The organism is Salmonella sp. SAL04162, from assembly GCF_046551535.1.
GTDB lineage: Bacteria > Pseudomonadota > Gammaproteobacteria > Enterobacterales > Enterobacteriaceae > Salmonella > Salmonella enterica.
In genome coordinates, this window is sequence record NZ_JBGDVX010000001.1 from 520,490 (window position 1) to 529,601 (window position 9,112).

Consider the following 9,112-nt stretch of genomic DNA (forward strand, 5'->3'; position numbering starts at 1 on the left):
AGTGTAAGGCGATCCTATGAAACAAAAAGTGGTTAACATTGGCGACATTAAGGTGGCAAATGACCTGCCGTTTGTGCTGTTTGGCGGTATGAACGTGTTGGAGTCACGCGATCTGGCAATGCGCATTTGTGAGCACTACGTAACCGTTACCCAGAAGCTGGGTATTCCTTACGTGTTCAAGGCCTCTTTTGATAAAGCCAACCGTTCCTCTATTCACTCTTACCGTGGGCCGGGTCTGGAAGAAGGGATGAAAATCTTCCAGGAGCTCAAACAGACATTTGGCGTAAAAGTGATCACTGACGTCCATGAAGCCAGCCAGGCGCAGCCTGTTGCTGATGTGGTTGACGTGATTCAGCTCCCGGCGTTTCTGGCGCGCCAGACCGACCTGGTGGAAGCGATGGCGAAAACCGGCGCTGTGATTAACGTGAAAAAGCCGCAGTTCGTAAGCCCGGGTCAGATGGGCAATATCGTGGATAAGTTCCATGAGGGCGGTAACGATAAGGTGATTCTGTGCGACCGCGGCGCGAACTTCGGTTATGACAACCTGGTGGTGGATATGCTGGGCTTTAGCGTGATGAAAAAGGTCTCCGGCAACTCGCCGGTGATTTTCGACGTTACCCATGCGCTGCAATGCCGCGACCCATTTGGCGCCGCCTCTGGCGGTCGTCGTGGTCAGGTGACCGAGCTGGCGCGCGCCGGTATGGCTGTCGGTCTGGCGGGCCTGTTCCTGGAGTCGCATCCGGACCCGGCTAACGCGAAGTGCGACGGTCCTTCCGCGCTGCCGCTGGCGAAACTGGAGCAGTTCCTGACCCAGATAAAAGCGATTGATGATTTGGTGAAAAGCTTCGACGAGCTGGATACCGAGAACTGATTGCGGTTTTTAGCTTGTGTAGGCCGGATAAGATACTATCCGGCTTTTTTATATCAGGCAAAAATCGTCATCAGATAGGCGGCAAATAAAGCCAGATGCGCCGCGCCGTTTAGCACGTTGGTGCGTCCGGTAGAGAACGAAATATGGCACAGCACTAACGAGGCTACCATCACTACCATTTCCGGCGCGCCTAAACCAAACACCAGATCATTACCTGTCGCCCAGGCGATGAGCGTGACGACCGGCACGGTTAATGAAATCGTCGCCAACACCGATCCGAAGAACAGATTCATTGCCCGTTGAACCTGATTATTCAGTACCGCCTTCAGCGCGCCCAGTCCTTCCGGCGAGAGAATTAACAGCGCGACCAGGAAACCGGTAAAGGCGACCGGGGCGTTCATGCTGGTCAGCAACGCCTCCAGCGGGCTGGCATTCATTTTGGTAACGGCAATGACCGCAATTAAATGAATGAGTAACCAGACCGTATGCCAGCCGCTACTGTGCGCGGAGGGTTTACCGTGGTGTGGATTGTCATCATCGCCTTCATCTTCATGTTCATAGATAAATAAGCTCTGGTGCGTTTTGGTTTGAATCAACAAAAATACGCCGTACATCGCGGCAGAAATTAACGCGACCAATAATGCCTGACCGGTAGAGAAATTGGCTTGCGGCAATGCCATGGGAAAAACCAGCACAATAATCGCCAGCGGAAACAGCGCGATAAGATACTGCTTAATCCCGAATAAATTCATATATTGCGTTGCGAATTTACGCCCGCCCAACAACAACGAGAAACCGACCAGTCCCCCGGTGACAATCATAATAATAGAGTAGAGCGTATCACGCATAAGCGTTGGCGCAGCATCGCCGGTGGCCATCAGCGCTGAAATTAAACTCACTTCAAGAATAACGACGGACAGGCTTAAAATAAGCGATCCGTAGGGTTCGCCGAGTCGGTGCGCTAATACATCGGCATGACGGACCACGCTAAATGCGCTGCTTAAAATACCAATAAGTGCAAGGATATTGATGCCAATAACCACTGGTAGTGACTGGCTGCTTCCCCAAAGGAACAGCACTACCAGCGCAAGAACCGGGAAAATAAGCGAAGTCTCCTTATGGCGGGTTTTCACCGCCTCACAGGCATGTGTCATGAGGGTCTCCCTTGTGCAGGTGTTAATATTTTGGAAAGAGTAAAGAAGGTAAAAATAGCAGAAATTTGTATTTTTTTAGTGGTTTTTTACGTAGTTTTACGGCGTAGACGATTTTTTTCTTTCAAGGTCAGTAAAACAACCATCTTGTTTTAACAGTGTTTAAATAACAAAAAGTTAATTTCCGTAAAAAGCAAAAATCCTCCTCGACTGGCGTAATAATGCATTGTTTACCACACTTAATGTTTTCCCTGAAGACGGAGGCGCTGATGCCGTATAAAGCCAAAAGTGATTTACCCGATAATGTGCGGAATGTTCTTCCAGCCCATGCCCAGGACATTTACAAAGAAGCGTTTAATAGCGCCTGGGAGCAATATAAAGATAAAGCCGATCGTCGTGATGACGCCAGTCGCGAGGAAACCGCACACAAAGTCGCCTGGGCGGCGGTTAAAAACGATTATGAAAAAGGCGAGGATGATAAATGGCATAAGAAAAAATAAACGCGGTATTACTCACGTGTTAGCCTGATTTTCTTGCCGGAAGTCTATCCTGACGCGGGAGCTTTTCCCGCGTACAGATTCAAAATGTCAGCACTTTGTCCGCCGCCAGCGTCCATTGCGCCAGCTCGACCAGCGTTCCGATTTCCACACCGTCAATTAGCGGCAGGGGAGTGATACCACGTCCGTCCGCACAGGTTTTGCATAATTTTACCGGTACGTTTTGCGCGGTCAGAATTTCCAGCATTTGCTGAATATTGTAGCCTTCGGCTGGTTTTTGACCGCGTAACCCTGCGGTTACGGCATCTGACATCAAAAACAGGCGTAAATCGAGATGGCTTTCCTGCTCGCGCAGCGCAATGGCCAGACGCAGGCTATTAAATAATGATTCGCTGCCGTAGGCGGCACCGTTAGCGATAATGACGATATTTTGCATGGATAACCCTTCTCCTTGAGAAATTTTGTCGGTAATGGCGTTATGTTACCTCGGGAACCGGGTGCCGCCAAATGCGTGGAGAAAATCCCGGGACGCTCTGCAGAAAAAATAAGGATATTCCTGGAAGCACGAGAAAAGGCTGCAAAACCTGTCCGGACACGTTATGGTTTACTCTGATGCCATTCCTCTTATCTTTTGTTGTAGAAGTTGCCGACACGTTGAGCCGTATTGTTTTTCGTTCATTCTCACTCTCGCTTCTCTTGCTGACTGCCAGCGGTACGATCTGTGCGCAGGCGCAAGACCCTTTCACGCAAAACCGTCTGCCGGATTTAGGCATGATGCCGGAATCCCACGAAGGGGAAAAGCATTTTGCCGAGATGGCCAAAGCGTTTGGCGAAGCCAGCATGAAAAATAACGATCTGGATACCGGTGAACAGGCGCGGCAATTCGCTTTCGGACAGGTACGCGATGTGGTCAGCGAGCAGGTTAACCAGCAGCTTGAAAGCTGGCTATCAGCCTGGGGCAGCGCCAGCGTGGATATTAACGTCGATAACGAAGGTCATTTTAACGGCAGTCGCGGAAGCTGGTTTATCCCTTTACAGGATAAACAGCGCTATCTGACCTGGAGCCAGCTTGGTCTTACGCAACAGACTGACGGACTGGTAAGCAACATTGGCGTAGGACAGCGCTGGGCGCAGGATGGCTGGCTTCTTGGCTATAATACCTTTTACGATAATCTGCTGGATGAAAATCTGCAGCGCGCCGGCTTTGGCGCGGAGGCGTGGGGAGAATATTTGCGTTTATCCGCCAACTATTATCAGCCTTTTGCCGACTGGCAGACGCATACGGCGACCTTAGAACAGCGAATGGCGCGCGGATATGATATCAACGCGCAAATGCGGCTGCCGTTTTACCAGCATATCAATACCAGCGTTAGTCTGGAGCAGTACTTTGGCGATAGCGTGGATCTGTTTGACTCCGGAACGGGGTATCACAATCCTGTCGCGTTAAAACTGGGTCTCAACTATACGCCAGTACCTTTGCTTACCGTGACCGCCCAGCACAAACAGGGCGAGAGCGGGGTCAGTCAGAATAACCTGGGACTGACGCTTAACTACCGCTTCGGCATGTCGCTCAAAAAGCAGCTTGCCGCCAGTGAAGTGGCGCAAAGCCAGTCATTACGCGGTAGCCGCTATGATACGCCGCAACGTAACTCGCTGCCGACAATGGAGTATCGGCAGCGTAAAACGCTAACGGTTTTTCTGGCGACGCCGCCCTGGGATCTTACGCCTGGTGAGACGGTTGCGTTAAAATTGCAGGTGCGCAGCGTGCACGGTATTCGTCATTTGAGCTGGCAGGGCGATACACAGGCATTAAGTTTGACGGCAGGAACGGACACCCGCAGTACCGAGGGCTGGACAATCATTATGCCGGCCTGGGATCACCGCGAAGGCGCGGCAAATCGCTGGCGTTTATCGGTGGTGGTTGAAGATGAAAAAGGTCAGCGTGTCTCTTCCAATGAGATCACGCTCGCGCTGACTGAACCGTTTATCACGATGCCGGACGATAATCCGCATTGGCAACCGTTCCAGGAGCAATAATTAAAAGATGCGTTCCTGATGTACCCAGACGGCGGCCTCCACGCGCGATTTCAGCTTCATTTTCTTGAGCATATGTTTCACGTGCACTTTGACCGTACTTTCGGTGATATCCAGACGCCGGGCAATCATCTTATTCGGTAACCCCTGCGCGATGAGCTTCAGAATATCGCGCTCACGCGGGGTGAGTTGCGTTACATCGCGATCGGTGGTGGCGCGGTTGGCCCGCAGGCTGGCCGCCAGTACCGGCGTTAACGCTTCACTTAATACCATTTCGCCGGCGGCGGCCTGTTGTAACGCTTTGAGCAAGTCCTCCGGCTCCATGTCTTTTAACAGATAACCGTCCGCGCCGCGCTTTAGCGCCGTGACGACATCTTCTTCATGGTTGGATACGCTGAAAACGACAATACGTCCTGACAGCGCTTTTTCGCGTAATTTATCCAGCGTTTCGAGACCATTCATTCCCGGCATATTCAAATCAAGGAGGATCAAATCGGGATCGAGCGATTCCGCCAGGTCAATACCCTGCTCACCGTTGCTGGCTTCTCCGACCACGCTGATATCGGGCGCCATACTCACAAGCTGCTTTACACCCGTGCGTAGCATCGGATGGTCGTCGATTAACAGGATGGTTGCCGGTTCCTGATTATTCATGGGTATCTCCCTGGGTTTCTGTGAAGTTTGTTTCTGGAATAAAAGTAACAGTGACCTCTGTTCCGCCAGTCTCGCGTCGGCGTACCTGGCAATCGCCGCGCAAACTTTGCGCCCGATCGCGCATGATGATCATGCCGTAGTGATTACTGCGTTCGGCGTTTTCCGGGACGCCGCAGCCATTATCCTGCACTTTTAGTTTGACCTGTTTGCCACATTGCGTCACTGTCACCACCACATCGTCGGCATGAGAGTGTTTAAGGGCGTTGCTGAGGGCTTCCCTGGCAATTTGCAACAGGTGTATCGCCTGGTGTGAAGGCACCAGGCGGGGGGGAAGCTGATAATCCAGTTTTACCGTAAAGCCAAACCGGGCGCTGAACTCCTGGCAGCTTGCCTCCAGCGCCGGACGTAGCCCGGGTTCCGTCAACTGTAACCGGAAAGTGGTTAACAGTTCGCGCAGTTGCGCCCATGAGCAGTTTAGCTCATTGCGAATTTGGCTGAGTAACTCACGGCTGCTTTCCGGTAACACGTCGCCCTGCATTTGCAGGCAGCTCACCTGCATCTTCATACAAGAGAGCGACTGGGCAATAGAATCATGCAGTTCGCGGGCAATGGTGGCACGCTCTTCCATGACAATCAACTGCTGCTGGCGCTCCTGATGCCTGTCGAGCGCCAGAGTCGCGGTAAGCTGTTCAACCAGCGTGTCCACCAACTGTTGCTGATCGTGGCTGAGATGGCGTCCATAGGGCAGCGTCGCCAGCAAAATACCGTATTGGGTGTGAGAGTCGGTGAGCCGCCATTTTAAGGTGGTGCCGCCGTTAATCATCGGCAGGGCGCTACGTGGGCAAAGGTGGCAGCCTTTATCATCGCAACTGATGTCCGACTGACAGGTAAATTCCTGGTGATTATCTTCATCTTCCAGGTCATAGACTCGCAGCTCAATATCATGCAACTGGGTTAAATTTTGCAGGCCATTCAGTACCGGTGAAAGACGTTCACATAGCGGAGCCGGTGAATGCAGTCGGCGGTTGGCTTGCCACAAAAACGAGAGAATCTGGTTTTTATGTTCCAGACCGGCTGTTTTTTCCTGTACGCGCTGTTCCAGTACCGCATAACTTTCGGCCAGTTCTTCAGACATATTATTGAGCGCAGAACCCAACGCGGCCATCTCATTGCGTCCACTGATATTGGCACGTTGGGTAAAGTCGCGCTGACTGACGGCGCGCGCCATTGATAATAACTGTTTCCAGGGCTGCAAAAGGCGAACACGTAGCCAGATAATCGTAAATACCAGCAATAGCGCCATAAAGATCGCCATTACCCGGTGAACTAATACCACGCGTTCGATACGCAATTCAGTAGTATGGTCGAACGACGTCACCAAGCGATCCAGGCCCGCTACAAAGCGCGTGACATCTTCTGCGACCGCGTGCGCGTTTTGCGCGTGCTGTAGCCCTGGCGAGAGTTCGTTATGCCAGTAATCCTGCAACGCTTTAAGCTGCTTCTGCTGCCCGTCTCGCTCAGCGGCGCGGGTCAGTTCCGGGCTGAATGCCGTTTGCTCCATCTCATCCAGCAGCTTTTGATCTTTAGCATCCAGCGGGACAGCGGCCAGTAGTCGATAGCTTTGCATACGCAATGAGCCCGCTTTATTAATCGCATGAGCGCTACCCTGTACGCCCTGAACAAGCCAGCCGGAAACCGCCATCCCCGCCACGCCGATAGCGGTAGAGAGCATGACAATCAGCGCCAGTTGGTTAACCAGCGTAAGAGGAGAGAAACACCGTTTAAACATGTTACCTTCTTTCTTCGGGGTAATGTCGCCGAAAAAACGTAGCAAAAAAGGGGCGTCAATCGGCTGTGCCGCTATTCTCAACGATACAGCGGAGTATACCCATACCTATAACGAGTTACTCCTTAATTGCCGCCGTAGAGAGGTATCTGCGACGGGAAGGAGTAGGCAGACACAGCATGGTGAAAAACCACAGCTTTTTTACCAAAATAGCCTACTCATTAAGGGTAATAACTATTTTTAGTCGCCGGTGATGACGACTTTTCCTTTGATTTATATCAACTTACCTTCGGCAGTAAACCCTAATGTGGCAGACATCAAATCAAGAATCAGAGGTGTCTATGAGTCACTCATCCGCCCCGGAAAGGGCAACTGGCGCTGTTATCACGGAATGGCGTCCGGAAGATCCGGCATTCTGGCAGCAGCGCGGCCATCGTGTCGCTAGCCGTAATCTGTGGATTTCTGTGCCGTGTTTACTGCTGGCGTTTTGCGTCTGGATGCTATTCAGCGCAGTGGCGGTGAACCTGCCGAAAGTGGGATTTAATTTTACGACCGATCAGCTCTTTATGTTGACTGCGCTGCCATCTGTTTCCGGCGCGCTGCTACGGGTGCCTTACTCCTTTATGGTGCCGCTATTTGGCGGACGTCGCTGGACAGCGTTCAGTACCGGTATCCTCATCGTGCCTTGCGTATGGTTAGGCTTTGCCGTTCAGGATACCAGTACGCCATTTAGCACTTTCATTATTATTTCCTTGCTGTGTGGTTTTGCCGGCGCGAACTTTGCCTCCAGTATGGCGAACATCAGCTTTTTCTTTCCTAAACAAAAGCAGGGCGGCGCGCTGGGTCTGAACGGCGGTCTGGGCAATATGGGCGTGAGCGTGATGCAGCTGGTTGCGCCGCTGGTGGTTTCGCTCTCTATCTTTGCCGCCTTTGGCAGCCACGGTGTAGAGCAGCCGGACGGTTCTCAGCTCTATCTGGCGAACGCGGCCTGGATTTGGGTGCCTTTCCTGGCCATTTTTACGCTGGCGGCGTGGTTCGGCATGAACGAACTGGCGACGTCTAAGGCCTCGCTAAAAGAGCAACTGCCGGTGCTCAAACGTGGTCATCTGTGGATCATGAGTCTGCTGTATCTGGCGACCTTCGGATCGTTTATCGGTTTCTCCGCGGGGTTCGCTATGCTGTCTAAAACGCAATTCCCGGATGTGCAGATCCTGCATTATGCGTTTTTCGGTCCGTTTATCGGCGCGCTGGCGCGTTCGGCAGGCGGCGCAATTTCTGACCGTCTGGGGGGGACTCGCGTCACGCTTATCAACTTTGTCCTGATGGCGATTTTCAGCGGTCTGCTGTTCCTGACATTACCTACTGGCGGCGTTGGTGGTAGCTTTGTCGCATTCTACGGGGTATTTCTGGCGCTATTCCTGACGGCGGGGCTGGGGAGTGGTTCTACCTTCCAGATGATCTCCGTTATCTTCCGTAAACTGACGATGGACCGGGTAAAAGCGGAAGGCGGGTCGGACGAAAGAGCCATGCGTGAAGCGGCGACCGATACGGCGGCGGCGCTGGGCTTTATTTCCGCGATTGGCGCGATTGGCGGCTTTTTTATTCCGAAAGCGTTTGGTTCATCTTTAGCATTAACCGGTTCGCCAGTCGGCGCGATGAAAGTCTTTCTTATTTTCTATATCGCCTGCGTCGTTATTACCTGGGCGGTATATGGACGTCATTCTAAAAATAAAAAGTAACTTTTGATTATCCTTTGCGCGGCGTTAGACCGCGCTTTTTTTTACCCGCATTTAGTTACAACATACTTATAGTCAAGAAGAGAGGCGCGACAGGGCTGACCACGCACATTTTTATCGGTCATCCACGGGGATACCCCTTAATACCCACTTGTTGAAAATTTAACATTTACGTCGTGCGTAAATTTAATTTTATACATTTAAATCAATAAGATATATAAATAAAATTCCTCCTCCAAAAGGAGTATGTAGAAGGTTTGCGCGCCATTTGCATCCCTGTCCGCCTTGATCGTTATCAATTCTCACGCCCATTCAGCGCGTTACCTTCGCCCTTAGTTAAGCAATGTCGATTTATCAGAGAGCCGTAAGGTTCCACACAGGAG

8 protein-coding genes are annotated in these 9,112 nt (G+C 51.8%); 4 read left to right on the forward strand and 4 right to left on the reverse strand.

Going from position 1 to position 9,112, the window contains the following annotated elements:
- Positions 1 to 16 precede the first annotated feature (16 nt).
- Positions 17 to 871 carry a 3-deoxy-8-phosphooctulonate synthase gene (gene kdsA, locus ACLJRH_RS02825; protein ID WP_000811046.1) on the forward strand — a complete coding sequence of 285 codons (855 nt, stop codon included), beginning with the start codon at positions 17 to 19 and terminating at the stop codon, positions 869 to 871.
- Between the two features lie 53 nt (positions 872 to 924).
- On the opposite strand, the gene chaA is transcribed toward kdsA, so the two are convergent.
- Positions 925 to 2,025, reverse strand: a complete 1,101-nt coding sequence (gene chaA, locus ACLJRH_RS02830; protein WP_000148418.1) for a sodium-potassium/proton antiporter ChaA — start codon at positions 2,023 to 2,025, stop codon at positions 925 to 927.
- A 266-nt stretch (positions 2,026 to 2,291) separates the two neighbouring features.
- On the opposite strand from chaA, the gene chaB reads away from it, so the two are divergent.
- Positions 2,292 to 2,522 (forward strand): putative cation transport regulator ChaB, encoded by a 231-nt coding sequence (chaB, locus tag ACLJRH_RS02835; RefSeq protein WP_001146392.1) that lies wholly within the window; start codon positions 2,292 to 2,294, stop codon positions 2,520 to 2,522.
- A gap of 79 nt (positions 2,523 to 2,601) precedes the next feature.
- Here the strand turns inward: chaB and ACLJRH_RS02840 are convergent, their stop codons facing one another.
- Complete coding sequence (locus ACLJRH_RS02840; protein WP_001179794.1) at positions 2,602 to 2,955, reverse strand: DsrE/DsrF/TusD sulfur relay family protein; 354 nt, start codon at positions 2,953 to 2,955, stop codon at positions 2,602 to 2,604.
- Between the two features lie 176 nt (positions 2,956 to 3,131).
- Between ACLJRH_RS02840 and ACLJRH_RS02845 the strand changes: the two genes are divergently transcribed.
- Entirely contained in the window at positions 3,132 to 4,556 is a 1,425-nt protein-coding gene (locus tag ACLJRH_RS02845; protein WP_024147510.1) for a YchO/YchP family invasin, read from the forward strand.
- Here the strand turns inward: ACLJRH_RS02845 and narL are convergent, their stop codons facing one another.
- Both narL and narX read right to left on the reverse strand, forming a co-directional pair.
- A complete protein-coding gene (narL, locus tag ACLJRH_RS02850; RefSeq protein WP_001064598.1) occupies positions 4,557 to 5,207 on the reverse strand; it encodes a two-component system response regulator NarL in 651 nt (216 codons plus the stop codon).
- Positions 5,200 to 6,996 carry a nitrate/nitrite two-component system sensor histidine kinase NarX gene (narX, locus tag ACLJRH_RS02855; RefSeq protein WP_023212654.1) on the reverse strand — a complete coding sequence of 599 codons (1,797 nt, stop codon included), beginning with the start codon at positions 6,994 to 6,996 and terminating at the stop codon, positions 5,200 to 5,202. Before narX ends, narL begins: the two co-directional genes overlap by 8 nt.
- Positions 6,997 to 7,334: 338 nt before the next feature.
- Between narX and narK the strand changes: the two genes are divergently transcribed.
- Positions 7,335 to 8,732, forward strand: a complete 1,398-nt coding sequence (gene narK / locus ACLJRH_RS02860; RefSeq protein WP_000019851.1) for a nitrate transporter NarK — start codon at positions 7,335 to 7,337, stop codon at positions 8,730 to 8,732.
- Positions 8,733 to 9,112 lie beyond the last annotated feature (380 nt).